Below are 24,626 nucleotides of genomic sequence, written 5' to 3'. Positions count from 1 at the left end.
CGCCGGTTTCTCCGGCGCCGACAGTTTCACCTACACCGCCACCAACGCCAGCGGCACTTCCAGCCCGGCCACGGTGAGCATTACCGTCAGTGCCCCGAGCATCACCCTGAGCCCCGGTTCCCTGAGCAACGGCACTGCCGGCACGCCCTATAGCGCTACCCTCAGCGCCACCGGCGGCACTGTGCCCTACAGCTACAGCATCACATCCGGCAGCCTGCCGACCGGCCTCAGCCTGAACACCGGCACCGGTGCGATCAGCGGCATACCGAGCGCCGCTGGCACCTCCAACCTGACCATCACCGCCACCGATAACAACGGCGCCACCGGGTCCCAGGCCTACTCGATCACCATCAATATTCAGGCACCGGTTGCCAGCGCCGTCAGCGCCACGGTCGCGGCCAACAGCAGCGCCAACCCGATCCCTCTGAGCCTCAGTGGCGGCGCCGCCACCAGCGTCGCCGTGGCCAGCGCCGCCAGCCACGGGACTGCCACGGCCAGCGGCACCAGCATCAGCTACACGCCCACCGCCGGTTTCTCCGGCGCCGACAGTTTCACCTACACCGCCACCAACGCCAGCGGCACTTCCAGCCCGGCCACGGTGACCATCACCGTCAGCGCGCCCAGCCTGGTACTGACCCCGGCGTCCCTGGGGGCCGGCACGGCAGGCAGCCCCTACAGCGCAACTCTCAGCGCCACCGGTGGCACCGTTCCCTACAGCTACAGCATCACCAGCGGTAGCCTGCCGGCGGGCCTGAGCCTGAACACCGCCAGCGGCCTGATCAGCGGTACGCCGACTACCAGCGGCAGCAGCAACCTGGTCATCACCGCCACCGATGCCAACGGTGCCACGGGCTCACAGGCCTATTCGATCACCATCGCTGCCGTGGCGATCACCGTGCCCGCCTCCAGCCAGATCCTCGCAGCGGGCCAGTCGGCCACCGTCGACTTGACCCAGGGCGCCACCGGCGGCCCGTTCACCCACGCCACCCTGGGCACGGTGACCCCGGCCTCGGCCGGCCGGGCGATGATGATGGGCCCCTTCTCGATGCGCTTCGTGCCATCGGCGGCCTTCGCCGGTACGGCGGTCGTCAGCTTCGGCCTGCACAACCTCAGCGGTTCCAGCGCCTCCAGCACCATGAGCTTCATCATCCAGACCCGTGCGGACCCGACCAGGGACGCCGAGGTCATCGGCCTGCTCAACGCCCAGACCCGCGCCGCGGAACGCTTTGCCAGTACCCAGATGGACAACTTCAACCAGCGTATGGAGCAGTTGCACCAGATGCGCTGCGACCGCAATTCGTTCAACGCCAGCTTGCGCAAGGACGGCAGCAACGTACCGCTGGGCGAGGTCGCCAAGGTGATCAAGGAACAACTGGGAGATTCGGCCCACCAGACCGAGCAGGAAAAACGCGAGGCCGCCGCGGCCGCGCAGGACAACTGCAAGCAGGATGACCTGGCGTTCTGGAGCGACGGTTTCGTCAACACCGGCTCGACCCACGCCCGTGGCGCCCAGGGCAACAGTTTCACCACCCTGGGCCTGAGCGCCGGCGTCGACTATCGGCTGTCGCCCACGCTGATCGCCGGGGTCGGGATCGGCTACGGCAACGACCGCAGCGAGATCGGCAGCAACAAGACCCGCAGCGATGCGGACGCCATCGGCATCGCCACCTACCTGAGCCTGAACCTGGCGCCCCAGGTGTTTGTCGACGGCCTGCTGGGCTACAACCGCATCAGCTTTGACTCGCGTCGCTACATCACGGGCAGCAACGACGACTATGCCCGAGGCTCGCGCGATGCCGACCAGTTGTTCGCCTCGCTGACCGCCAGCTACGAGTACCGCCAGGGGCCACTGTCGCTGACCCCCTACAGCCGCTTGAACGCCAGCGTCACACGCCTGGACGCCTTCAGTGAAAAAGGCGGAGGCATCTACGGGCTTTCCTATGACGAACAAAACCAGCAGAACTTCACCTCCTACCTGGGCCTGCGCACCGGCTACGACCTGATGACCCGGGTCGGCGTGGTCACCCCCAAGGTCGGCCTGGCCTGGGGTCACAACTTCAGTAGCAGCAGCGACTACAAGATGCGCTATACCGACCAGGGCGATGAAGGCCTTCTCTACCGGCTCAAGCCCGACGCCCTGGACCGCGACTTCGCCAGCCTGGACATGGGTGTTGACTTCAACCTCGGGCGTGCCTGGCAAATGGGCTTCTCCTATAAGACCGCGCTGGGTTCGGATGAACGCAACGACAGCCTGCGCATCGGTTTGAACGGGAAGTTCTAGAGGCTGACCACAGGCTAACGCCCCATCACCGGGGCATGCAGAAGGAAATGCTTCCCCTGCCGAGTGACAGGCAAAAAAAACCGCCGCAGCCAGGCTGCGGCGGGTGATGCCACTCAAGGGGGGCGGGTCTGTGTCGCGCTTAGCTGCTCGGCAGGGTACCGGCCTCGATTTCCCCGGCGGTGCGTTCCACTGCGCGGCGGGTCTTGTCCACCAACTCGTCAATGTCGCCACGGCTGGCCACCAGGGCCGGGGCCATGATCATCCGCCCGAAGGTCGAGCGAATGATCACCCCCTCTTCGAAGCCCAGGGTGCGGCAGCGCCAGGCGATGTCGTTCTCGTTGGCGAAACGCTTGCGGCTGGCCTTGTCCTCGGCGAACTGCAACGCCGCCACCAGCCCGGTGCCCTGGATCTCGCCGATCAGCGGGTGGTTGCCGAACACTTCCCGCAGGCACTGCTGCAGGTAGGGGCCGGTATCGTTCTTGACCTGGCTCACCACCCCTTCATCGCGCAGGGCCTTGAGGTTGGCAATGGCCACGGCCGCTGCCACCGGGTGCCCGGAATAGGTCAGGCCGTGGGCGAACACCCCGCCCTGCTCCACCAGTACCTGGGCAATGCGCTTGCTCAGCACCAGCCCGCCCATGGGGATGTAGCCGGAGGTCAGGCCCTTGGCGATGGACAGGGTGTCGGGCTCGAAACCGAAATGCTGGTGGGCGAACCATTCGCCGGTGCGACCGAAACCACCGATCACTTCGTCGGCACACAGCAGCACGTCGTACTGGCGGCAGATGCGCTGGATTTGTGGCCAGTAGCTTTCCGGCGGGAAGATCATGCCGCCCGCGCCCTGGAACGGCTCGGCGATGAAACCGGCGACGTTCTCGGCCCCCAGTTCGAGGATCTTCTCCTCCAGCTGGCGGGCGCAGCGCAAGCCGAACTCGGCGGGTGTCAGGTTGCCTTCGTGGGCGAACCAGTAAGGCTCGTCGATATGCGCCACATCCGGGATCAACCCGCCCATGTCGTGCATGAACTTCATTCCGCCCAGGGCCGTGGCCGCCAGGGTCGAGCCGTGGTAACCGTTCCAGCGGCCGATCATCACCTTCTTCTGCGGCTGGCCGAGGATCTGCCAGTAGCGGCGCACGCTGCGGATCAGCACCTCGTTGGCCTCGGAACCGGAGTTGGTGTAGATGGCGTGGCTGTAGTGCCCGGGCAGCAGGCTGAACAGCAACTCGGACAGCTCCACCACCGCCGGGTGGGTGGTGTGGAAGAACATGTTGTAGTACGGCAATTGCTCCAGCTGGGCGCTGGCGGCAGCGGCCAGGTCCTTGCGGCCATAGCCCAGGTTGGTGCACCACAGGCCGGACATGCCGTCCAGGTAGCGCTTGCCGTCGTTGTCCCACAGGTGCAGGCCCTCACCACGGACGATCACCCGCGGGCCCTCGGCGTTCAGCGCCTTCTGGTCGAGGAAGGCATGGATATGGTGCGCGGCGTCGGCGGCCTGGTAATCCTGGGTGCTGCGGGGCGCGGCCGGCTGCGGCTGTTGGTTGGAGGTACTCATGGTCATTCTCCTGCACGGTAGGCGGGTTCAAGGGAAGGTTGGGTTGCCAGGGTCGGTTCGCCGGGCAGCAGCGGTTCGGGAACGAACAGCGGCTTGCGCATCACCAGCTTGATCCAGACCACGGCGATCAGCGAAATCACCCCCAGCACCACGCCGGCACTGCCGAAGATCCGCGCGGTCATCTCGGGGGATGGGGAAACGTGGTAGATCGCAAACAGCATGCCGACGATACCCAGCACCTGGGGCCAGGGGTAGAACGGCGAGCGGAACGGCCGTGGCGCATCGGGGTAGCGGCGGCGCAGGGCGATCACGTCGATGTGCACGACGATATAGGCCAGCAGCCACGCCAGGGCGGCGGCCAACAGCAGCAGGCTGATGGAATCCGGGTCCTGGCCCAGCAGCAGGATCGGCAGCCCGGTCAGCGCCGCCACGAACAGCACCGCCACCCAGGGCGTACGGCCACGGGGGCTCAAGCGCTTGAACTGGGGAAAGGCCTGGCCGTTCTGGGCCATGCCGTAGAGCATCCGCGGCAGCGCCGCCAGGGACGAGTTGACCGTGCTGCAGGTGGCAGTGATCACCGCCCCCACCAGGAACAGCTTGCCGGCCTCGCCGAACACCGTGGTGGCGAACAGGAAATGCGGCAGCGGATCGCTGGCCAGTTGCGCCCGCGGCACACAGAGCAAGGCACCCAGGCAATAGAGGGTAATCACCAGGAAGATCACGCTCAGGCCGATGATCATCGAACGCGGGATATTGCGCTCCGGGTTGCGGGTTTCCTCCACCAGCGGGCAGACGAACTCGGCACCGACAAAGCCCCAGATGGCCATGGCCACCAGCGCCAGGGCGCCGACTTGCAAGGGGTTCCAGCCCTGGTCCAGGGGCAGTTGCAGGTCGGCCTGGGCACTGCTCACGGCGCCCAGGCCCAGGGTCAGCAGGATCACCACCATCACCACCGCCAGCACCGTCTGCAGCTTGGCGAAGACGTCGATGCCCAACAGGTTGAGCAAGGTGAACACCCCGAGTACCCCATAGGCCACCAGCATCGGCGGCAACGCGCCGGGGTAGACCTTGCCGATGATCAGGTCCAGGAGCAGCAGCTCGGCGGACAGGGCGAACATCGCCACCACCATGTAGCCGGAGAAGGTCGCGAGGATCGCCGGGAAATGCCCGATGGCCACCTCGGTGTAGCTGCTCAGGCTGCCGGCCCGGGGCACCATCAGCGCCAGTTCGGAAAACGACAGGGCATAGGTCAGGGCCAGCAGGTAGGCCAGCAGCAGCGGGATGAAGAAGCCCAGCCCGGCCATCCCCGCCCCTTGCAGCATCAGCACCATCACCCCCTGGGACACCACCAGGCCGACAGCCACCGAGACCAGTGAACCCAGGCCCAGGACCCGGCGCAGGCCGCCCTTGTTGGTGGGGCTCAAGGCCCCCGTGGAGAGATTTGCAGTCATGGCACGCACTCCGTTCTTATTGTTGTTGTGGGCCTGCCGCCGGGGCGGCAGGTGCAGCGGCGCCAGCCCGGCGCCGCAGAGGGTTCACAGCGCTCAGCGCAGCTGGAACCAGGTGGTTTTCAGTTGGGTGTACTTGTCGAAGGCATGCAGCGACAGGTCGCGGCCGAACCCCGACTGCCGGCCACCGCCAAACGGCACGGTGACGTCCAGGGCATCCACGGTATTGACCGACACCGTGCCGGCCCGCAAGCGCCCGGCGACCCGGTGGGCGCGGTTGAGGTCGTCGCTCCACAGCGAGGCGGCCAGGCCGTAGACGCTGTCATTGGCCAGCGCAATGGCCTGTTCCTCGTCGTCGAACGGCGTCACCGCCAGCACCGGGCCGAACACTTCTTCCCGGGCGATGGCCATCGCCGGGCCCACGCCGGTGAGGATGGTCGGCTCGATGTAGTTGTCGCTGCCATCGATGCTCAGTTGCCGGCCGCCACAGGCCAGCTGCGCGCCCTGCTCCAGGGCCGCCGCGATATGCCCCATGACGCTGGCGGTCTGGCGCGCGTCGACCATGGCCCCGGCACGGCTGGCCGGGTCCAGCGGGTTGCCCGGCCGCCAGTCCCGGGCCTTGGCCTTGAGGCGTTCCACAAACTGTTCATGGATGCTGCGCTGCACCAGCAGCCGCGAGTTGGCGGAACACACCTCGCCCTGGTTGAAGAAAATGCCGAAGGCGGCCTTCTCTGCGGCCAGGTCCAGGTCCTGGCAGTCGTCGAACACCAGGTTCGGGCTCTTGCCCCCGCATTCGAGCCAGACCTGCTTGAGGTTGGACTGCGCCGAATACTGCATGAAGCACTTGCCCACCTCGGTGGAGCCGGTGAACACCAGGCAATCCACGTCCGGGTGCAGGCCCAGGGCCCGTCCGGCTTCGCTGCCCAGACCCGGCACCACGTTGAGCACGCCTTCCGGCAAACCGGCCTCCAGGGCCAGTTCGGCCAGGCGCAGCGCCGAGAACGGCGACTGCTCGGCGGGCTTGAGCACCACCGAGTTGCCCACCGCCAGGGCCGGCGCCAGCTTCCAGGCGGCCATGTCCAGGGGGAAGTTCCAGGGCACCACCGCGCCGATCACCCCCAGGGGCACGCGGCTGATGCTGGCGTGGCTGTTGCGGGCGCCGGGGGCCACCTGATCGTAGAGCTTGTCGATGCTTTCGGCGTACCAGGCGAAGACATTGGCCGCGCCGGGCACGTCGATGTTCCAGGCGTCCATCACCGGCTTGCCCATGTTCAGGCTGTCCAGCAGGGCCAGTTCCTCGCGGTGGGCCAGCATCAGTTCGGCCAGGCGCAGCAGGACCTTCTTGCGCTCCACCGGGGCCATGCGCGCCCAGGGCCCGTGCTCGAAGGCCCGGCGCGCGGCGGCCACCGCCAGGTCCACCTCGGCTGCGCCACAGGCGCTGACCCGGGCCAGCACCTGGCGGGTGGCCGGGTTGATGGCATCGAAGGTAGCGCCGGATTCGGCGGACAACCGCTGGCCGCCGATCAGCGCCTGGTCAATGAATGTTTGTCGGGCAGCCCGCTGCTGCCAGTAACCGAGATCGAACACGCTGCATTCCCTCGTCGGCCGTTGCGACGGCCTGCTGGTTATTGGGTCCAGAGCGATGGTGCGTCACAGCGGGCCGGAGGAAAAATACTAAAAATATGTTCGAGTCCCATGAAAAAGCTCTGCAACCAGACGGCCTGGCGCCCCACGCAAAACGCCGCCATCCGGAGGTCCGGATGGCGGCGAATGGGCACTGTCCCGTGGCTAGGGCGCCTGGGTGGAGCGCATCCGGTTCAGGCCGGGTGCTCCAGCCAGTCGCCCAGGCGCAGCAACAGGGCGTCGCAGGCGTGCAGTTGCTCAAGGCTGATGAACTCGTCGGGCTTGTGGCCCTGGTCCATGCTGCCCGGGCCGCAGACCACCGTGGGAATCCCGGCCTGATGGAACAGCCCGCCCTCGGTGCCGAAGGCCACGGTGCCGAACTCCCGCGAGCCGCTGAGCAGCGCCAGCAGGTCGGCGGCCTCGCTGTCGGCAGCGGTGGCCAACCCCGGGTAGGCACTCAGAGGTTGCAGGGCGATCCCGGTGTCGGCCTGCACCGCCTGCATCTGCGGCAGCAGCTGGTCCCGGGCATAGCCTTGCAACTGGTCCACCACCGCCTGGGCGTCATAGCCCGGCAGGGTGCGCACCTCGAAATCGAACTGGCACTCGGCCGGCACAATGTTCAGGGCCCGGCCGCCCTGGATGGTGCCGGTCTGCACCGTGGAGAACGGCGGATCGAAACGTGGGTCGTGGTGCTCGGGTTGCGCCAAGCGGCTGCCGATCTCCCCCAGCTTGCCGATCAGCCGCGCCGCGTACTCGATGGCATTGACCCCATAGGGCGCATAGGCGGAATGGCAGGCCGCGCCGCGCACCTGGCAACGCATGGCCAGCTTGCCCTTGTGGCCGAGCACCGGGCGCAGCTCGGTGGGCTCGCCGATCAGGCACAGCAGCGGTTTGTGCGGCCGCTGCTGCATTCGTTCAAGCATCGGCCGCACCCCCAGGCACCCCACTTCCTCGTCATAGGAAAAGGCCAGGTGCACCGGCAGCCGCAAGCGGCGCCGGGTCAGGCCCGGCACCGCAGCCAGCACCGAGGCGATGAAACCTTTCATGTCGGCGGTACCGCGGCCGTACAGGCGCCCTTCGCGCTCGCTGAGGACAAAGGGCTCGACACTCCAGGCCTGGCCGTCCACCGGCACCACGTCGGTGTGGCCGGACAGCACCACACCGCCACGATCCTCGGGGCCGATGCTGGCAAACAGGTTGGCCTTGGTCCGCTCCGGGTTGTAGATCAGCTCGCTGTGCACGCCATGGCTGGCCAGGTAATCGCGGATGAAGCCGATCAGCTCCAGGTTGGAGTCGCGGCTGACCGTGGCAAAGCCCACCAGCCGCGCCAACAACTCGCGGCTCGATTGTTCACTCATTGCCCGGCACTCCGTAGCTGGGCGCCGCCGTCGGGTCCAGGGCGCGGGTCAGGTAGTCCTGCATCTGCGGCCGGTAGGCCTGCCACAGGCCGGCGAGCTGGCCGATGGGGTCGGCGTCGGCCCAGTCCACCCGCAAGTCGACGATGGGCCAGGTCAGGTCGTCCACCACGCTCAGCGCCGCCGAATGCACCGGCCCCGCCTCGCCCCCCGCCGCCATCGCTGCCTGCATCGCCGCCAGCAGGCGCTCCACCAGCATGCCCGGGGTGTTTTCAAAGGCCTGGACCATGGCCTCGATCACCTGCGGGCCTGCCAGCAGGTTGCCGGCCGCCACGCACTGCTCCCCCGCCACCGCGTTGTGCTGGCCCAGGGCTTCCTGGCCGCTGAACAACGCGGTGCGGCCCTGGCTGTCGATCACCGTGACCTGGCGATACTGGCTCCAGCCGTTGCTGCCCAGGGCCCGGTCCAGGGCGCTGGCCGGGTCGAGCTTCTGGCCCTCCAGCAGGTCGAGGATCTGCGGGCCCAGGGCCGGCAAGGTGACGTTCTGGGTCGCCACCGCGCCCACTCCGGCCCGCACCCAGGGGCAGCGCGCGCCCACGGCGATGCTGGAAGAACTGATGGCGATGCCCAGCTGGCCGGTTTCGGCGCAGCGTCCAACGATGGAAAAAGTCATGCAAACTCCCTGGCCCACAGGGCCTTGTGGCAAGCGCGGCACAAGGCCGCCGGAACCTTCGGCAACCCCCTCACTCGGGGATCACCGCGATCACGTCGATCTCCATCAGCCACTGCGGCTGGCCGAGGGCCGAGACCACCAGCCCGGTGGAGATCGGGAACACCCCCTTGAGCCACTTGCCCACCTCCTGGTACACCGGCTCGCGGTAGCGCGGGTCGGTGAGGTAGGTGGTGGTCTTGACGATGTGGCTCAGATCGCTGCCGGCCTCTTCCAGCAGTTGCTTGACGTTTTTCATCGCCTGCTCGGCCTGGGCCCGCGGGTCGCCGAGGCCGACCAGCCGGCCGTCGAAGTCGGTGCCGACCTGGCCGCGCACATACACCGTGTTGCCGGCGCGCACGGCCTGGCACAGGTCGTTGTCCAGTGACTGGTTGGGGTAGGTGTCCTTGGTGTTGAACATGCGGATGCGAGTATGAGTAGGCATCAGTGGGCTCCCACGGGGCTGAGGTTGAGGGCCGGTGCTTCGGCGGTAGCCGCCGGCGGGCGGGCATCGCTGTAGGCCTGGTACTTGCGCTGGGTGGCGATGTGGTCGGCGACATGCTTGGCGTCGTGCCACACCCCCCAGATAAACGACGAGCCACGGCGCGACAGCCAGGGCAGGCCGAGGAAGTAGACCCCCGGCTCGCGGGACACGCCGCGCTGGTGCAGGGGCTTGCCCTGTTCGCTGAAGGTGTCGACCTGCAGCCAGGAAAAGTCCACGGCGTAGCCGGTGGCCCAGATGATCGAGGTGATGCCGGCCTGTTGCAGGTCGAGTTCGAGGATCGGCTGCTTGACGCAGTCCGGGTCCGGCAGGCGCCGGCGGGCTTCGGGCTCCAGGGGCAGGTCGAGGCCGTTGCGGGCGATGTAGGCATCCGCCGCGTCCAGCAATGCCAGGTAGTTCTCGTCGCCCCGGGCCAGGTTGTCCAGCAGGTCGGCCTGGAAGGTCACGTGCTCGCCGGCAAAGGCCTTGGTCAGCCCCACCAGGGTGATGCCCTGGTGCGCCAGGGCGCGGAAGTCGATGGTCTGGCCGCCGCGGGCGCCGCTGACGGCAATGGTCACGTGCTCGCGCCCCGGCTTGGCGATCTCGGCGTCCCACTCTCCCAGCACCCCGAGCCACCAGCAGAAATCCCGGTTGCGATAGGAGCGCGGTGGCCGGTCGTGGGCCCCCACCGACAGGTAGACCCGGCGCCCCGCACGCTGCAGCTCATCGGCGATCTGCACCCCGGACGACCCCGCGCCCACCACCAGCACCGCGCCCTCGGGCAGTTGCTGCGGGTTGCGGTATTCGGCGGAGTGGATCTGCGTCAGCCGGTCATTGGCCGGGGCAATCGGCGGGATCACCGGACGCTGGAACGGCCCGGTGGCGGCCACCACCCGTTGGGCCTGGATCAGCCCCTCGGAGGTTTCCACGGTGAAGCCCGGGCGGCCGACATTGCGCACTACCTTGCGCACTTCCACGCCGGTGCGGATCGGCGCATTGAACTTGCGCGCATAAGCTTCGAAATAGTCCGCCACCTGGTCCTTGGCCGGGAAGGCATCGGCGGCGACATCGAATTCCATCCCGGGAAAGCGGTCGTGCCAGGCCGGCCCGTTGGCCACCAGGGAATCCCAGCGCCCGGTGCGCCAGGCCTCGGCCACCCGGTTGCGCTCCAGCACCAGGTGCGGCACCCCGAGCTTGCTCAGGTGCTCGCTCATGGCCACGCCGGCCTGGCCTGCGCCCACCACCAGGGTGTCCACTTGTATGGGTTGTTCTACGGTCATGTCTGTGTCCTTCTGCGAGACGAATGGCGCCGGCCGGAAGGCTGGGCGCACGCTGTTCAGAACCCGGGGGTAAGTCGGATGCCACAGATGGTGCGACAGACGCCTGCGAAGGAAAAATATTAAAAATGTGCTCGCTGGATAAGAAAAAGCGAGGCAGCGCGCGAGCATGCGAAGCGTGCAACTTCACAACACCGGCGCTGCATCGCAAGCACTCGGGCCCGCGGCCTGGAGCCCAGGCTCAGCTTCGCTCACTGACAAAGGTGTAGCGGCTCAGAGCCTCGGCCAGTCGCGAGGTTTCATCTGCGCAGCGATAGCTCGCCACCAGGCCTTGCCTGGCGCTCTGCACCACCCTCACCTCTTGCAGCTCGATGGCCAGCAAGGCGGCTTCCTGGCGTATGACTGTCTCGATTTCAGCCATGACCAGCGCGGGCTTGAAAATCTTGCCCACTCCGGTGACGGGAAGTGCGTCGGCCAGGATGATCGCCTTGGGCACCGCTGCGCGCTCGCTGATATGCCGCGTCGCGTAGTCCAGCAACTGGGCGCTGCTGATGGCACTCCCGGCGCGCACCTGCACATAGGCCACCGGTACTTCCCCGGCATGCGCGTCGGGCCGGCCCACCGCTGCACACAACGCCACATCGGGGTGCGTGGCCAGCACCTCCTCGATGTATTTGGGCTCAATGTTGTGCCCCCCGCGGATGATCAGTTCCTTCTTGCGCCCGGTGAGCCAGAAGTAACCTTCGCCATCGCAGCGCCCAAGGTCCCCGGTGTTGAACCAGCGCTGTTCGGACACACCGTCGAGGGCGACAGTATCGAACCACGCCCCCTGATCATGGGCGCTGTCCAGATAGCCGATGAAGACATTGGGACCGCTGATGCAGATCGCCCCCACCTCATCGACTTGCGCATCACGCAACCAGGCACCTCGCTCATCGAGGATCATCACCCGCATGTCCTGCCAGGGTAGGCGCAGGCCGACTGAGCCAATGCGCGACTCACCGCGCGCCGGATTGACCGACGACGCGCAAGTGCCCTCGGTCAAGCCATAGCCTTCGAGAATGCGCTGGCCTGTCTGTTGCTCGAACTTGCGCAGCAAGTCCCTGGGCATCGGCGCCGCGCCGCAGATCGCCACCGTCAGCGAGCTTGTGTCATGCCCCGCGCAGGGCACCTGCAACAGGCCGGCGTAGACCGTGGGCACAGCTGAATAGCTGCTGACCTGATGGGTTTCGACTATCTCCCAGAACCGCGGCATGAATCCCGGCGTGCGAAACCCCGCCGGTGGTGCCAGCAGCACATGACCGCCCTGGGCAAATGCCGCCAGGCCACAACCGATCAGCGCATTGACGTGAAACAGCGGTAACGCGGTCAGCACGGTGCGCCCTGGCCGCAGGACCGGCGCGCCGATCACCGCATCCAGTTGCCCGCAGAAGATCACTTCATTGCGCTGGCTGTGACGGGCAATTTTCGGCAAGCCGGTGGTGCCGCCGGTGCAATAGTAGGCCGCCACGTCGTTCAGGCCCGGCGGGGCAAACCGCAGGCGCTCGCCTGGCTCGAGGGCCAGTTCGGCGAAGAAATCCAGGACCGGCACCCCGGCCACTTCAGCGGGCAGTGGCGCGCTCTGCCCATGGCCCGGCAGGTGCCGCATCGGGTCGACAGCCAATACGCCTTGCAGGCCGGGCAAGCGGGCAATCGCGCCCTCGACCCGCTGCCAGATCTGCGCATCCGGCTCGGGGCCTACCGTGACTATCCAGCGGACCTTGGCCGTCGCCAGCAGCTCGGCCATCTGCGTGCCGTCCAGCAAGACGTTGACCGCAAAGGCGATACCCGCGGTCTGCGCGCCCCACATGGCGATATGGGTTTGCGGCAAGTTCGGCAGGATCAGCGCAACCACGTCGCCCCGCCGTACCCCCAAGCGCTCGAACAGGTTGGCTGCGCGAGTGATGTCCGCCAGCAGTTGGGCGTATGTCCAGCGCACCGGCCGCGTATGATCCTCGACCCGCAGAAAGAAGCTCAGGGCCGGGGCCTGTGGCCATTGGCTCGCGCTGCGTTCGATCAACGCATAGGTGTTGTTGATATCGGCAAAGGGCTGAGGACCCGCCTCGATCTGCAGAACGTCCTGATAGTCGCAAAGCATTTCCAAGACCTCCAATCATGAATTTTCTTGACTTGAGATGCTGGCATGAGGCGAATTAGGTTACTTGGCATTTGATAACAAGAATTTGGCATTCGGGAACAAAATGAACCGTCCCCCCTTGTTTGTCAGGGCCCCTGCCCTGACCGGCTTCACCCGACTGGTCAGCGAGCATGGCGGTGACGCCCAGGCCCTGCTGGCCCGTGTCGGCATGACCCAGGCCCAGCTCGACGACGCCCATTTCAGCCTACCCCTGGAGAAGGTCGCGCAGTTGCTGGAGATCACCTCGCAGGCCTTGTCGCTGGCGGATTTCGGCGCTCGCCTGGCGAACCTGCAGGACGTCTCCATCCTCGGGCCGCTGGCCCTCATCGTGCTCCACGCCAGCCACCTGGCCGATGCCCTGGAACGGGTCGCTCGCTACATGCCCTACCACTCCCCCGGGCTGAACCTGCGCCTGAGCGTCGAGGGCCAATATGCCGCCTGGCACCTGCAGCATGACCTGAGTGTAAGCAGGCTGGGCGACCGGCAATTGAGCGAGCTGGTCCATGGCATTGCCCTGGCTTTCCTGCGCCGGGTTACCCACCACACCGGCAAGCAATGGCAAATCAATTTCAGGCATGACAGCCCCCTCGACGCCAAGGCCTATCGCGCCCTGTATGGCTGCCGGGTACGCATCAACCAGGCTGAAAACGCCCTGCTCTTTCCCGCCAGCTTGCTCAGTACCCCGCTGGCCAGCGCCAGCCCGGCAATGCTTGAGACCACCGAGCGCATTGTCCGCCGCCTGATCCAGAGCCACCCCCTGGACCTGGGGCGCCAGGTGGAAATACTGGTGGAGCGCCTGCTGGTGACGGGCAACTGCACGCTGCCGGTCCTGGCCGGACAACTGGGCATGCCCCGGCATATGCTCCAGCGCCGCCTGCTAGCCCAAGGCTTGCGGGTGGAGGAAATCATCGATGACTTGCGCCGCAAGCGCCTTGAGTCGCTGCTGCCCCACCCGCAGATCGCCCTGACCGAAGTGGCGTTCCTGTTGGGCTACGGCGACCCCAGCTCGCTGACCCGCGCCTGCTATCGCTGGTTCGGCCAGAGCCCCAGCGCATGTCGCCAAAGGCACCTGGCGCGATCTTAGGCTCTGTACGAAAACTACCTGTGCTTCGATCAGACTGCGTTGAAGACAGGCTCGGCATGCTCATTCAGGCCGCTGGACTCGGCTTCCTCGCCTGCTTTTGCCTTGCCTGATCTTTGCTCGGCGAGTTTTCGTACAGACCTTTGGCGGGGCCGGTTGAGCCCCCGGCACCCGCGGTTCAAGCACCCGGGAATGTCGACAGCCCGGCACTCCCCGGGGCTTCGCTGACGATCATGTCCACGGCTTGCTGGGCAATCGGTGAAAGCGTGCGCCCGGCATGGGTCACCACGGCGTAGCGGATGGTCAGCACATCCGCCGGCCAGGGCGGCTGTATGAACGGTGCCAGGTCCACCAGCAGCCCGTTGTGCAGGTCCTGGTCGAGCCACGAGCGCCAGGTCAGGAGCAACGAGTCGCTGCTCAGGGTGGTTTCGCGCAACAGGTTCAGATCGTTGGAGCTCAGGGTCCAGGGCAGCAAGGTGCCCGGCGCCAGATCGAACAGGGCATACAGCGAAGCTTCGTTGGACGGCGACACGCCACTCCACTGGTAGTCGAGGATCTGGGCACGGGCAATCGGGCCTGCCTGGCGGGCCAGCGGGTGATCGCGGCGACAGAACACCGAGGCCGGCTGAGGCGGCAGATGGGTCACGGAAAAGCGCGGGTCGATTTCCTCGCCCGACTTGAGGCTGGCGACCACGAAATCCAGTTGCTCGGTTTCCAGCAGGTGGCACAACTGATTCCAGTACCCGACCTGGACATTGAGCACCAGCCTGGGGACCTGTTTGCGCAACCTGATGAGAATATCGACGGTGTTGAGCGTGGCCGCCATCGGGTTGATGCCCAGGCGCAGTTCCCCACCTTCGGCGCCGGCAATATCGATGGCTTGCGCCACCAGCTTCCTGGCGCAACCGAGCAGCTCATGAGCACGCCCGATCAACTGCTGCCCGGCAGCGGTGAGCATCACCGTGCGCGTATCACGATCGAAGAGCCGAACGCCCAGGTCCGCTTCCAGCGACTGGATGCTGCGGCTGAACGCCGTCTGCGACAGGTTGGCCCGAGCCGCAGCGCGGGAAAAATGCAGTTCCTCGCTCAGATAGACCAGATGGCGCACACGTTTCAGATCGATTAAGTCGTTCACTGCATTAATCCAGCCCTATCTTTGCATTGGACACTCTTAACACGCTCCCAGAAGATTCTCCACCACCAGCATCGCCCGGCAGACAACACGTACTGCCTCCAATAAAAAAAACGATGGGGAAGTTCTGTGGCGCACCAATTCCAGCTTGATCCATTCCGCTTACTGGGCCTGCCAACGCTGCTTGCACTGAGCATCAGCGCACCTGGCCAGGCCGCTACCTTCGACATCGGCGAGATCCAGGGGCAATTCGATTCTTCGTTGTCCATTGGCGCCAGCTGGGCACTGCGCAACCCGGACCGGGCCTTCACCGGCACGTGGAACGCAGGGCACGCTTCAAGCCAATCCTCCGACGACGGCCGGCTGAACTTTCGCAAAGGCGAAACCTTCTCGAAGATCTTCAAGGGCGTGCACGACCTGCAGCTCAGCTACGGCGACAGCGGGCTGTTCCTGCGGGGCAAGTACTGGTACGACTTCGAACTCAAGGACGAGAGCCGGCGCTATGTGCAGATCAGCGATGAGCATCGCAAGGAGGCCGCCAAGTCCTCGGGCGCGCAGCTGCTGGACGCCTTTGTCTATCACAACTATTTCATCGCCGATCAGCCCGGCAATGCGCGCCTGGGCAAACAGGTGGTCAGTTGGGGGGAAAGCACCTTCATCGGCAATGGCATCAACGTGATCAACCCGACGGATGTCGCCGCCTTCCGGCGCCCGGGAGCCGAAATCAAGGAAGGCCTGATTCCGGTCAACATGCTGTTTTTGTCCCAGGGGCTGAGCGAAAACCTCTCTGCCGAATTTTTCTATCAACTGGAATGGGACCAGACCGTCGTCGACAATTGCGGGACCTTTTTCGGCTCCGACGTGATGGCCGATGGATGCAATACCCGCATGGGTTTCTCGCCCCCCTGGGACCCCAATGGCCAGTATCACTTCACCCGGGGTGGCGACCGCGACGCGCGGGACAGTGGCCAGTTCGGGATGGCCCTGCGCTGGCAGGTCGAGGCGCTGAACAACACCGAATTCGGCCTGTATGCCCTGAACTACCACAGCCGCGCGCCTTTCCTCGGCGGTACGGTCGGCGCCGCCCCCTTTGCGGTAAAGCCAGGGACCAGGGCGTCGAGCGCCGAGTACTTCATCGAGTACCCGGAAGACATCCGCCTCTATGGCCTGAGCTTTGCCACCACCCTGGGCACCACTGCGGTTTCCGGCGAACTGAGCTACCGGCCGAACATGCCGCTGTCACTCAACGGCAGCGACGTGACCATTGCCGCGCTCGCCGGCCCGATGGCGGCCGATCTCGGTGCGCCGATCTTCACCAGCGGCTTTGCGCAGCCAGTGCCAGGCGAGAGCTTCCACGGTTATGTGCGCAAGCCCGTGACCCAGGCGCAAATCACCCTCACCCATTTCATCGACCAGGTCTGGGCCGCCGAGCGCCTGAGCCTGATTACCGAGATCGGCTACAACCACCTGGGGGATATCAACAGCAACGCCTTGCGCTTCGGCCGGGACAGTATCTTCGGCAACGGCGAACTGCCCGACAACCGCAATTGCGCGCTGATGGCCAACCCGGTCAACCCGCAGAACTGCAACAACAAGGGCTTCTACACCGCCAATTCCTGGGGTTATCGCGGCCGCGCCATCCTCGACTATCAGAACGTGATCGCCGGGGTGAACCTCAAGCCCAGCCTGTCCTGGTCCCATGACGTGCAAGGCTACGGCCCCAACTTCAACCAAGGCAGCAAGGCCATCAGCCTCGCCCTGGATGCCGACCTTCGCAATACCTACTCGGCGAGTCTTTCCTACACCGATTTTTTCGGTGGCGCCTACAACACTTCGACTGATCGCGACTTCGTCGCCCTCAGCTTCGGCGTGAGCTTTTGAATCCGCAATCAGCAATCGAACAGGACAGGGTGCGATGAACATTTCGAAGTCGGTTTTTCACGGCAGTGCGTTGTCGCTGCTGCTTTGCACGTCGGCCATGGCCGCAGTGTCGCCCGAAGAGGCGGCCAAGCTCGAGACCACGCTGACCCCGGTGGGTGCCGAGCGCGCCGGCAATGCCGACGGCACCATTCCGGCCTGGACCGGCGGCCTGGCGAAGAATGCCGGAGCGATCGACAGCGCAGGTTTTCTCGCCGACCCCTATGGCAGCGAACATGCGTTGTTCAGCATTACCTCGCAGAACGTCGAGCAGTACAAAAGCCGCCTGTCCCCGGGCCAGGTCGCGATGTTCAAGCGCTACCCCGATTACCGGATGAACGTCTACCCCACTCACCGCAGCGCCAACGTACCGCCGAGCATCGTCGAGGCAGCCCGCAAGAACGCCCTGAACACCACCCTGGTTGCCGGCGGTAACGGCCTGGAGCACTTCACCAAGGCCTATCCGTTTCCGATTCCCAAGAATGGGCTGGAGGTGATCTGGAACCACATCACCCGTTATCGCGGTGACAGCGTGAAGCGCCAGATGGTGCAGATCGTGCCGGATGTCCAGGGCAACGGCACACCCGTGACCTTTGCCCACCAGTACGTGTTGCGCGAGAGCCTCGCCGACTACGATCCGGCCAAGCCGAGCAACGTGCTGTTCTACAACAAGCAGACCGTGGTCGCGCCCGCGCGCCTGGCCGGCAACGTGGAACTGGTTCACGAGACCCTCGATCAGGTCAAGGAACCGCGCCAGGCCTGGATCTACAACGCCGGCCAGCGCCGTGTGCGGCGGGCCCCGCAGGTGGCCTACGACGGGCCGGCCGCCAGTACCGACGGCCAGCGCGTGGTGGACAACTACGACATGTTCAACGGCGCGCCGGATCGCTATGACTGGCAACTGGTGGGCAAGCAGGAACTGTACATCCCCTACAACAGTTACAAGCTCGATTCGCCCACGCTCAAGTACGCCGAGATCACCAAGGCCGGGCACATCAACCAGGACCTGGCGCGCTATGAACTGCACCGTGTGTGGCACGTGGTCGCGACCTTGAAACCCGGCCAGCGCCATGTGTATGCCAAGCGCGATTTCTACATCGACGAGGACTCCTGGCAGGCCGCGGTCATCGATCACTACGACGGGCGCAATACCCTGTGGCGGGTTGCCGAAGCCCACCAGCTTTCCTACTACAACAGCCAGGTGCCCTGGTACACCGCCGAGACCCTGAATGACATGGTCAGCGGCCGCTACCTGGTGCTGGGCCTGAAGAACGAAGAGAAGAGCAACTATCAGTTCGGCGTCAAGGCGCTGGAGGCCGAGTTCACGCCCAACGCCTTGCGCCAGAGTGGGGTGCGCTGAACTCGGGTCACGACGGCTCGAACAACAGCGCCTTCGCCGAGGGGGCGCCAGGACCTCGTACTGGCGGTGGACACAGACCTTGCGCCAACCGCCACTCTTTGGAAAATGCCATGAAAAGCACCCCCGCTCCTTCGCTACCGCTTCAATACGCGCCGTGCGCAGCGCCGGCGACACCCCGCGGCAACATGCGCCGGGTGGTCGTCGCCTCCTCCCTGGGCAATGCGCTGGAGATGTACGACTTCACCGTCTACAGCTTTTTCGCGGTGATCATCGGCCAGCTGTTCTTCCCCTCCGACTCACCATTGGCATCGCTGATGATGTCGCTGGTGACCTTCGCCCTGGGTTTTGTCGTCCGCCCGCTAGGGGCGGTACTGATTGGCCGGGTGGCCGACCGCTACGGCCGCAAGCAGGCGCTGTCGCTGACCATTGCCTTGATGACTGTGGGCACGGGCATCATTGCCTTTACCCCCACCTACTCCAGCATCGGGATCTTCGCCACCATCATGCTGGTGCTGGGGCGGATGCTGCAGGGTTTTTCCGCGGGCGGTGAGGTTGGCGCCGCGTCGGCTTTCCTGATGGAGTCCGGACGCACCGACAACCGCTGCTTCATGGTCTGCTGGCAAGGCGCGAGCCAGGGCGCTGCCGCCCTGCTCGGGGCGCTTTCCGGGCTGCTGCTGACCAGCGTTCTGTCGGAGCAGGCGCTGCACAGCTGGGGCTGGCGCGTTCCGTTCATCATCGGCCTGCTGATAGGCCCGGTGGGCTGGTACATCCGCAAGCACCTGGATGAAACCCACCAGAACCCGGAGAACCCGACGCCGTTTCGCGACCTGTTGCGCAAGCACGCGCGCACCCTGGGGCTGGGCATACTGCTCATGGCCAGTTCGACGGTCACCTCCTACATGGTGGTGTTCTACATGCCGACCTACCTCACCCGGACCTTGCACTACTCCAGCAGCTTCGCCTTTTCGCTGGTGGCCTTCGCTTGCGTCCTGCTGACGGTCGTTCCCCCGCTGGCCTCGCGATGGGCTGACCGCATGCCACGGCGCAAGCCCTTGCTGTACTGGCTGTGCGGGCTGCAGATCATCCTGACCTACCCGGCCTTCATGCTGCTGGGCCTGCAAAGCACCCTGCTCTGCCTGGTGGCGGTGTCGATGCTGATCCTGCCGATGGCCATCAGCGGCGGCGCCGGCCTGGCGCTGCTGATGGAAGCCTTCGCCCGTGACGAGCGAGTCACCGGGCTGTCGATCGTCTACAGCTTCGGGGTCACCCTGTTCGGGGGGTTCTCGCCGCTGATCGTGACCTGGCTGATCGCCGTGACCGCAAGCCCGCTGGTACCTGCCTGGTATCTGTGCAGCGCCATCGTGCTCAGTGGCGTGGCCCTGCGTTTCTACCCGGAATATCCCGGCCGTCCCTGAATCCGACCTGCAACTGCCCCTCTACCTGGAACAAGGAATCCGTTGTGAACATGACCTCTCTGCAAGACCGACTGCAAGCCAGCACCGAGCGCTTCCTGAAGATCAGGCGCAACATCCACGCCCATCCGGAGCTGGGTGAAGACACCCTGGACACCGCAGCCCTGGTCACCGGCCTGCTCGAAGGCTGGGGTTATGAAGTCCACACCGGGGTGGGCGGCCATGGCGTGGTCGGCGTCCTGCGTCGCGGCTCGGGCTCCAGGACCCTGGGCCTGCGGGCGGACATGGATGCCCTGCCGATCATCGAGCGCAACGGCTTGCCCTGGGCCAGCCAACGCGCCGGGGTGATGCACGCCTGTGGTCATGACGGCCACACCGCCACCCTGCTGGCGGCGGCCGAACAACTGGCCCTGCACGGCGAGTTCGACGGCACGCTGAACCTGATCTTCCAACCGGATGAAGAAGGCCTGACCGGCGCCAGGAGCATGATGGCCGACGGGCTGTTCCGGCGCTTCCCCTGCGATGCGGTGTACGCCTTCCACAACATGCCGGGGTTTCCCGTGGGCTACGCGATCATCAAGAGCGGCGGGGTCATGGCCTCGTCCGAGCGGGTCGGCATTACCCTGACCGGCAAAGGCGGACACGGCGCCGTGCCGGAGCGCGCCGTCGATCCGATCCCGGCCCTGGCCGGCATCATCAGTGCCCTGCAAACCGTGGTCTCGCGCAACATCAGCGCCAACGATGCGGTGGTGATCAGCATCGGCAAGGTACACGCCGGAACCGCCACCAACATCATTCCCGAATCGGCCATGCTGGAGCTCAGCGTGCGCACGGTTGACCCGGCGATCCGCCAACAGGTCGAGCAGCGGATCCGCACCATCGTCGAGGGCCAGGCCGCAGCATTCGGGGTCACCGCCGAGATCGACTATCAGTTGCTGGCCCCGGTCCTGGTGAACACCGTCGCCGAGACGCGACAGATGCTCGACGCCGCGCGCAAGGCCCTGGGCGACGAGAACGTGGTGGAGCAAGTGTCATTCAGGGCCATGGGCAGCGAGGATTTTGCCTGGATGCTGGACGAAGTGCCCGGCTGCTATTTCGGCCTGGGCAACGGCACCGGGGAGTTCAACGGCTGCTCGGTGCACAACGATCACTACGACTTCAACGATCAATTGATTCCCCTGGGCGCAGCGTGCTGGGTGGAACTGGTCGAAGGCTACTTGCGCTGAGGCGCTTGGTTCTCGGGGTGCCCCGAACTGGGCGCCCACACACTGTCTTGTGCAGGCCAGCCCTGCACCCGCCTATCAGGACACTGCCATGCCAAACGCTACCGCCATCGCCGACATGAGCGCCATCGAGCTGCTCGGTCATTACCGTGACAAGCAGCTGTCTCCCGTGGAGGTCACCCAGGACGCACTGGCCCGCATCGAGCGCTTCAACCCGCGGGTCAATGCCTTTTGCTACACCGATCCCGAAGGCGCGCTGAACACCGCACGCGAAGCTGAAAAGCGCTGGATGAAGGGCCAGCCCTGCGGCGCCCTCGACGGCCTGCCCACATCGATCAAGGAACTGACCCCGACCCGGGGCATGCCATCGCGCAAGGCATCACTGACGATTGGCGCGCAAGGCCCCTGGGACGTCGACGCGCCCGTCACCACTTTCATGCGGGAGGCCGGCGCCGTGGTGCTGGGCAAGACCACCAGCCCGGAGTTCGGCTGGAAAGGCGTGACCGACAGCCCGCTCTACGGCATCACCCGCAACCCCTGGGACACCCGCATGACCAGTGGCGGCTCCTCCGGCGGCGCAGCGGTGGCCGCGGCGCTCAATCTGGGCGTGCTGCATCAGGGCAGCGATGCCGGAGGCTCGATCCGCATCCCCGCCAGCTTTACCGGCACTTTCGGCTTCAAGCCCACCTTTGGCTACATCCCCCAGTACCCGGCCAGCGCGACGACCCTGGTGTCTCACCTGGGCCCCATGACCCGCACCGTGGAGGATGCCGTACTGCTCCTGCAGGCCATCGCCCGGCCCGACCCGCGGGACGCGCTGATGGGAGCCCCGCGACACACCCCGTGGCTGCCCGACAGCACCCACCTCAACGGCCTGCGCATCGCCTACAGTGCAGACTTCGGCTATGTGCAGGTTGATCCGCAGGTCGCTCGCCAGGTGGCGCAGGCCGTGGCGCGGCTGGAACAACTGGGGGCGATCGTCGAAGCGGTCGACCCGGGATTCGACGACCCCCTGCAACTGTTCAAGAGCGTGATCTACGCCGGCGCACAGACGCTGGCCCGGCAACTGAGCACGGCCCAGAAAGCCATGCTCGATCCGGGCCTGTTGCGCTTTACCGAAGAATGCCGCCACACCACCCTCGCCGACTTCACCGCGGCCCAGGAAGCCCGGGCGGCCTTGATGGCCCACATGAACATGTTTCACAGCCGCTACGACCTGCTGGTCTGTCCGATGCTGCCGATCACCGCGTTCGAGGCGGGCCACGACACCCCGCCCGGCAGTGCAATCGATGACTGGATGAAGTGGTCGCCTTTCAGCTACCCCTTCAACCTGACCCAGCAACCTGCTGCCTCATTGCCCTGCGGGTTCTCGGAGGCGGGATTGCCCATCGGCCTGCAGGTGGTTGGCGCGCGATTTGCCGACGATCAGGTGCTGCGGGTATGCCGGGCTTACGAGCGTGCATTTCCCGCGCCCTTTCCACAGGCCCCCATGACCGGCGCGGCCATGGCCCAGCAGGTGTCGCCGGTGTAGGGTTTGCACCCTCTTGCCGTGCGCCGCAGTCAGCCCGCCGCAGACTGCGCCAGGACCTGGGCCAGGGCGTCCCTCAACTGCGCCTGGCTGAAGGGCTTGAAGATCCGTGGCAGCTCCGGCACCGGGCCGTCCTGGCGCTGGGCATAACCGCTGGCCAGGATGATCGGCAACTGCGGGTGCAGGCGCCGCACCGCTTCGGCCAACTGGCGGCCATCCATGTGTGGCATGGCCATGTCGCTGATCATCAGCTGGATGTCCCGGTGCTGCTCAAGACACTGCAGCGCCTGGGCCCCGCTGGCGGCGCGGATGACTCGATGGCCCAGGTCCTCCAGCAGCAGCGTGGTGCTGTCCAGGACCAGGCTGTCGTCATCCACCAGCAGCACGCACAGCGGCGGGTGGTCCGGGCCCGGGGCCGGCATGGCCTCACTGCCCGGCGACCCCTTGGCCGCGCTCGCCAGGGGCAGCCACAGCTCGGCGCGGGTGCCCTGGCCCAGGCGGCTCTGGAGCACCAGGCGCCCGCCCAGTTGCTCGGCCAGGCCGTGGACCATCGACAGGCCCAGGCCGGTGCCCTTGCCCAGGCCCTTGGTGGTGAAGAACGGATCGGCGGCGCAGGCCAGGGTCTGTTCGTCCATGCCCTGGCCATCGTCGACCACCGCCAGGCAGACGTACTGCCCCCGGGCCAGGTTGCCCGTGGCCCCGCGCAATTGCGACTCGATCAGGATCGAACCGCCCTCGGGCATGGCATCCCGGGCATTGCTCACCAGGTTCAGCAGTGCCAGTTCCAGCTGGTTGAGATCAGCCTGCACCGCCGGCAGGTCCGGCGCCATCTCCACCCGCAGGGCAATCCTGGGCCCCACCGAACTGCACAACAGGCCGCTGAGGCTGGCCACCAGTTGGCCCAGGTCCAGGGCCTGGGATTTCAACTCCTGGCGCCGGGCGAAGGCCAGCATGCGCTGGGTCAGGGTCACGCCGCGCTCGGTGCCCTGCAGCGCGTTGTCCAGCAGGCGCCGCAGCCTGGGGTCATCGCCGACCCGTTTGTGCAGCAGCTCCAGGTTGCCGCGGATCACCGTCAGCAGGTTGTTGAAGTCATGGGCGATGCCGCCGCTGAGCTGGCCGATGGCCTGGAGCTTCTGCGACTGGAACAGCGCTTCGCGGGCGACCTCCAGTTCCTTCTGCGCCTGGACCACCTCGGTGATGTCGCGGGTGATCTTGGCGAAACCGATGATGGCCCCGGAGTCGGCGCGGATCGGGTCGACAATCACATGGGCCAGGAACCGCGTACCGTCCTTGCGCAGGCGCCAGCCCTGCTTCTCGAAACGGCCTTCGCGGGCGGCGGCTTCCAGGGCCTTGCGCGGCTCGTCGCTGGCCCGGTCCTCGGCGGTATAGAACAGTGAAAAGTGCTGGCCGATGACTTCCTCTGGGGCATAGCCCTTGATCCGTTGCGCCCCCAGGTTCCAGCTGCTGACCCGGCCCTGGGCATCGAGCATGTAGATCGCGTAGTCGGTCACACTCTGCACCAGCAGGCGGAACTGCTGTTCGCTCTGTTTCAGGGTCTGCTCGGCGGCCCGCTGCTCGGTCATGTCCCGGGTGACCTTGGCAAAGCCGATCAGCCCGCCGGCGCTGTCGCGGATCGGGTCGATCACCACATGGCACCAGAACCGCGTGCCATCCTTGCGCAGGCGCCAGCCCTCGCCTTCGAAACGCCCGCACTGCGCGGCACTGTCCAGCGCCCTCTGGGGCAAACCGGCCTGGCGATCCTCGGGGGTATAGAAGCAGGAAAAGTGCCGGCCCAGCACTTCCTCCTCCCGGTAGCCCTTGAAGCGCTGGGCACCGCTGTTCCAACTGGCGACCCGGCCCTGGGCGTCGAGCATGTAGATCGCGTAGTCCACCACCGCATCGACCAGCAGGCGGAAGCGATCGTCAGTGAGAGGGCGGTACGGCTCGGGCAGATCAGGCATGGCAGTTTCCGTCGGGTATTTTTTTCATCGAATCGGCGAAACGTTGCAGCGCCGCAGCATTCATCGACCGGGGCTCGGGCCAGTGTGCACCGCCTGCAGCTGTCTGTGTG

The 24,626-nt window shown here is 66.0% G+C and carries 17 protein-coding genes; 7 read left to right on the top strand and 10 right to left on the bottom strand.

From position 1 onward, the window contains the following. Positions 1-2,281 (top strand): autotransporter domain-containing protein (locus ACUXVH_RS28885; RefSeq protein WP_445496548.1); only part of this gene is annotated, 2,281 nt, incomplete at its 5' end. A 139-nt stretch (positions 2,282-2,420) separates the two neighbouring features. Here ACUXVH_RS28885 and ACUXVH_RS28880 read toward each other — a convergent pair. From ACUXVH_RS28880 to ACUXVH_RS28845, 8 genes are all read right to left on the bottom strand, one after another. Further along, positions 2,421-3,833 carry an aspartate aminotransferase family protein gene (locus ACUXVH_RS28880; RefSeq protein ID WP_011061801.1) on the bottom strand — a complete coding sequence of 471 codons (1,413 nt, stop codon included), beginning with the start codon at positions 3,831-3,833 and terminating at the stop codon, positions 2,421-2,423. Between the two features lie 2 nt (positions 3,834-3,835). Then, the gene (locus ACUXVH_RS28875) at positions 3,836-5,284 is read right to left on the bottom strand and encodes an APC family permease (protein ID WP_065364271.1); all 1,449 of its coding nucleotides are present in this window, start codon (positions 5,282-5,284) and stop codon (positions 3,836-3,838) included. Between the two features lie 93 nt (positions 5,285-5,377). Continuing rightward, on the bottom strand, positions 5,378-6,868 hold the full coding sequence (locus ACUXVH_RS28870) for an aldehyde dehydrogenase (RefSeq protein WP_065364272.1): 1,491 nt from the start codon (positions 6,866-6,868) through the stop codon (positions 5,378-5,380). A gap of 230 nt (positions 6,869-7,098) precedes the next feature. Continuing rightward, entirely contained in the window at positions 7,099-8,262 is a 1,164-nt protein-coding gene (gene argE / locus ACUXVH_RS28865) for an acetylornithine deacetylase (RefSeq protein WP_065364273.1), read from the bottom strand. Next, positions 8,255-8,932 (bottom strand): DUF1028 domain-containing protein, encoded by a 678-nt coding sequence (locus ACUXVH_RS28860; RefSeq protein ID WP_011061805.1) that lies wholly within the window; start codon positions 8,930-8,932, stop codon positions 8,255-8,257. Before ACUXVH_RS28860 ends, argE begins: the two co-directional genes overlap by 8 nt. 70 nt (positions 8,933-9,002) lie before the next feature. Next, positions 9,003-9,413, bottom strand: a complete 411-nt coding sequence (locus tag ACUXVH_RS28855) for a RidA family protein (protein ID WP_011061806.1) — start codon at positions 9,411-9,413, stop codon at positions 9,003-9,005. Continuing rightward, positions 9,413-10,729, bottom strand: a complete 1,317-nt coding sequence (locus tag ACUXVH_RS28850) for a flavin-containing monooxygenase (protein ID WP_065364274.1) — start codon at positions 10,727-10,729, stop codon at positions 9,413-9,415. Before ACUXVH_RS28850 ends, ACUXVH_RS28855 begins: the two co-directional genes overlap by 1 nt. 238 nt (positions 10,730-10,967) lie before the next feature. Next, positions 10,968-12,863, bottom strand: a complete 1,896-nt coding sequence (locus tag ACUXVH_RS28845; protein WP_065364730.1) for an acyl-CoA synthetase — start codon at positions 12,861-12,863, stop codon at positions 10,968-10,970. Between the two features lie 103 nt (positions 12,864-12,966). Here ACUXVH_RS28845 and ACUXVH_RS28840 point away from each other — a divergent pair, with 103 nt between their 5' ends. Continuing rightward, a complete protein-coding gene (locus ACUXVH_RS28840) occupies positions 12,967-13,986 on the top strand; it encodes an AraC family transcriptional regulator (RefSeq protein ID WP_073698943.1) in 1,020 nt (339 codons plus the stop codon). Positions 13,987-14,161: 175 nt separating this feature from the next. Here the strand turns inward: ACUXVH_RS28840 and ACUXVH_RS28835 are convergent, their stop codons facing one another. Beyond that, on the bottom strand, positions 14,162-15,118 hold the full coding sequence (locus ACUXVH_RS28835) for a LysR family transcriptional regulator (protein ID WP_015635988.1): 957 nt from the start codon (positions 15,116-15,118) through the stop codon (positions 14,162-14,164). A gap of 126 nt (positions 15,119-15,244) precedes the next feature. Between ACUXVH_RS28835 and ACUXVH_RS28830 the strand changes: the two genes are divergently transcribed. The 5 genes from ACUXVH_RS28830 (at position 15,245) to ACUXVH_RS28810 (ending at position 22,558) form a co-directional block, all read left to right on the top strand. Further along, positions 15,245-16,996, top strand: a complete 1,752-nt coding sequence (locus tag ACUXVH_RS28830) for a DUF1302 domain-containing protein (protein WP_065364276.1) — start codon at positions 15,245-15,247, stop codon at positions 16,994-16,996. Positions 16,997-17,030: 34 nt separating this feature from the next. Beyond that, entirely contained in the window at positions 17,031-18,392 is a 1,362-nt protein-coding gene (locus ACUXVH_RS28825; RefSeq protein ID WP_065364277.1) for a DUF1329 domain-containing protein, read from the top strand. A 110-nt stretch (positions 18,393-18,502) separates the two neighbouring features. After that, positions 18,503-19,807 (top strand): MFS transporter, encoded by a 1,305-nt coding sequence (locus ACUXVH_RS28820; RefSeq protein ID WP_255313411.1) that lies wholly within the window; start codon positions 18,503-18,505, stop codon positions 19,805-19,807. 50 nt (positions 19,808-19,857) lie between these two features. Next, the gene (locus ACUXVH_RS28815) at positions 19,858-21,030 is read left to right on the top strand and encodes an amidohydrolase (RefSeq protein ID WP_065364731.1); all 1,173 of its coding nucleotides are present in this window, start codon (positions 19,858-19,860) and stop codon (positions 21,028-21,030) included. Between the two features lie 88 nt (positions 21,031-21,118). Continuing rightward, positions 21,119-22,558, top strand: coding sequence for an amidase (locus ACUXVH_RS28810; protein WP_065364279.1), 1,440 nt, complete (start codon positions 21,119-21,121; stop codon positions 22,556-22,558). Between the two features lie 29 nt (positions 22,559-22,587). Here ACUXVH_RS28810 and ACUXVH_RS28805 read toward each other — a convergent pair whose 3' ends face one another. Further along, a complete protein-coding gene (locus ACUXVH_RS28805) occupies positions 22,588-24,516 on the bottom strand; it encodes a hybrid sensor histidine kinase/response regulator (RefSeq protein WP_065364280.1) in 1,929 nt (642 codons plus the stop codon). Positions 24,517-24,626: the final 110 nt, after the last annotated feature.

The sequence above is a fragment of the Pseudomonas sp. 8(2025) genome (assembly GCF_052665325.1).
Note: the sequence above shows the minus strand (reverse complement) of the source record. Positions and strands in the feature narration are given on the sequence as shown.

Coding starts and splice junctions, on each gene's coding strand:
- ACUXVH_RS28805 (WP_065364280.1), bottom strand. CDS start 24,516: ATGCCTGATCTGCCCGAGCCGTACCGCCCTCTCACTGACGATCGCTTC.
- argE (WP_065364273.1), bottom strand. CDS start 8,262: ATGAGTGAACAATCGAGCCGCGAGTTGTTGGCGCGGCTGGTGGGCTTT.
- ACUXVH_RS28860 (WP_011061805.1), bottom strand. CDS start 8,932: ATGACTTTTTCCATCGTTGGACGCTGCGCCGAAACCGGCCAGCTGGGC.
- ACUXVH_RS28850 (WP_065364274.1), bottom strand. CDS start 10,729: ATGACCGTAGAACAACCCATACAAGTGGACACCCTGGTGGTGGGCGCA.
- ACUXVH_RS28815 (WP_065364731.1), top strand. CDS start 19,858: ATGACCTCTCTGCAAGACCGACTGCAAGCCAGCACCGAGCGCTTCCTG.
- ACUXVH_RS28855 (WP_011061806.1), bottom strand. CDS start 9,413: ATGCCTACTCATACTCGCATCCGCATGTTCAACACCAAGGACACCTAC.
- ACUXVH_RS28880 (WP_011061801.1), bottom strand. CDS start 3,833: ATGAGTACCTCCAACCAACAGCCGCAGCCGGCCGCGCCCCGCAGCACC.
- ACUXVH_RS28875 (WP_065364271.1), bottom strand. CDS start 5,284: ATGACTGCAAATCTCTCCACGGGGGCCTTGAGCCCCACCAACAAGGGC.
- ACUXVH_RS28810 (WP_065364279.1), top strand. CDS start 21,119: ATGCCAAACGCTACCGCCATCGCCGACATGAGCGCCATCGAGCTGCTC.
- ACUXVH_RS28840 (WP_073698943.1), top strand. CDS start 12,967: ATGAACCGTCCCCCCTTGTTTGTCAGGGCCCCTGCCCTGACCGGCTTC.
- ACUXVH_RS28845 (WP_065364730.1), bottom strand. CDS start 12,863: ATGCTTTGCGACTATCAGGACGTTCTGCAGATCGAGGCGGGTCCTCAG.
- ACUXVH_RS28825 (WP_065364277.1), top strand. CDS start 17,031: ATGAACATTTCGAAGTCGGTTTTTCACGGCAGTGCGTTGTCGCTGCTG.
- ACUXVH_RS28820 (WP_255313411.1), top strand. CDS start 18,503: ATGAAAAGCACCCCCGCTCCTTCGCTACCGCTTCAATACGCGCCGTGC.